This window comes from Hydrogenophaga sp. (assembly GCF_030656115.1).
Classification (GTDB): domain Bacteria; phylum Pseudomonadota; class Gammaproteobacteria; order Burkholderiales; family Burkholderiaceae_C; genus Hydrogenophaga.
Genome location: NZ_JAUSOO010000108.1, coordinates 1 through 1,388 on the forward strand (window position 1 = coordinate 1; position 1,388 = coordinate 1,388).

General features: G+C 61.8%; 2 protein-coding genes. One reads left to right on the plus strand and one right to left on the minus strand.

From position 1 onward, the window contains the following. Positions 1 to 18: 18 nt before the first annotated feature. Positions 19 to 459 (minus strand): hypothetical protein, encoded by a 441-nt coding sequence (locus tag Q7J58_RS13610; RefSeq protein ID WP_304828928.1) that lies wholly within the window; start codon positions 457 to 459, stop codon positions 19 to 21. A gap of 466 nt (positions 460 to 925) precedes the next feature. Between Q7J58_RS13610 and Q7J58_RS13615 the strand changes: the two genes are divergently transcribed. Further along, on the plus strand, positions 926 to 1,388 hold a 463-nt coding region (locus tag Q7J58_RS13615; protein WP_304828933.1), incomplete at its 3' end, for an aldehyde dehydrogenase family protein.

A 1,388-nucleotide genomic window follows, 5' to 3' on the forward strand; every position in this document is an offset into this window, starting at 1 on the left:
TCTGCGGGGTTCGGCCGTTCATACCTTGGCGAGGAAGGCCGCCGCATCACCCGCTTCACACTTCCAGTCTGCGAAGACCCCGACCAGATTGCATTCCACGCAGCGGCAAGCGATGTAATACCAACGCACGTCATGTGTGCCCTCGTAAACGGAGACGCCGGACATCAGCTCAAACACCTCGTTTTCACACACGCACTCGTGCGCCTCGGGCTCGGCTTCTTCAACGTATTCCGCACTGTCGCCCATCAGGTGTTCCTGCCCGCAGTCGGTGCAGGTGCGGATGGCCACGCCGGCTTCTTCATCGGTCTGCAGCGCGAAGCTCCGGCACCCGCAGTCGCATTTGGACGCGGCAAACCGGATGGCCTCATGGCGATTCGCAACGCTGTAACTGCGCAGCTCGGCTTGGGTGTCGCCCGACGTCGTCCCGTACCAGAACTCGCCCTTCTTCGTCAGTGCCATTGATGCTGCTCCATTCTTCAAGGTGGGTTTCCCGGCAGGCCCGACGCCAAGCTCGCCCCGATCATATGGATTTTGCCTGGGGCCCGGCGAATCCTCGTCAAGGGCCCTGGTCGGGGTGGTCGCCTGGAGCCGAGACGCATTGGCGACCGGCAGATGTGCAGCGAATCCAGGCGCACAACCCAGCCGCCAGCGCACACGTTCAGGCCGTTGATGCACGCGCAAAAAGTACCTTCCCCAGTCCAAGCGCCACCCCCCAACATATGAACCCCAGTGCCGTACCAAGCTGGCGCAGCCCCAGTGGGTGTGTGCTGCGATGGCACACCGGCTGTTGTGACGGTGTCAAAAAAGAGAGCACAAATCTCAAATTGAGTCAGTCTTCTGGCGTGGCACGGAAGTTGTGGTGATGAAGGCAGCCCATCGGGCGATTCACCTTTAAACCACCACCATTCCTCAGAGGACGACACACATGATTTACGCAGCACCTGGCGCCGCCGACGCCAAAATTGCCTACAAAGCCCAATACAACAACTTCATTGGTGGCCAGTGGGTGGCGCCGGTCAAGGGTCAGTACTTTGACGTGATCACGCCCGTGAACGGCACGGTGTACACCCAGGCCGCGCGCTCCACGGCGGAAGACGTTGAGCTGGCGCTGGACGCCGCCCACGCCGCCGCCGACGCCTGGGGCAAGACCGACGCCGCCACGCGCAGCAACATCCTCCTGAAAATTGCCGACCGCATCGAGCAGAACCTGGAACTGCTGGCCTACGCCGAGACGGTGGACAACGGCAAGGCGATTCGCGAAACGCTGAACGCCGACATTCCGCTCACCGTGGACCACTTCCGCTACTTTGCGGGCTGTGTGCGGGCGCAAGAGGGCGCGCTGAGCAACATCGACGAGAACACGGTGGCGTACCACATTCAGGAACCGC

What these genes read in the sequence shown, in the direction of transcription:
- Q7J58_RS13610 (WP_304828928.1), bottom strand. Translation starts at nt 459, where the DNA reads ATGGCACTGACGAAGAAGGGCGAGTTCTGGTACGGGACGACGTCGGGC.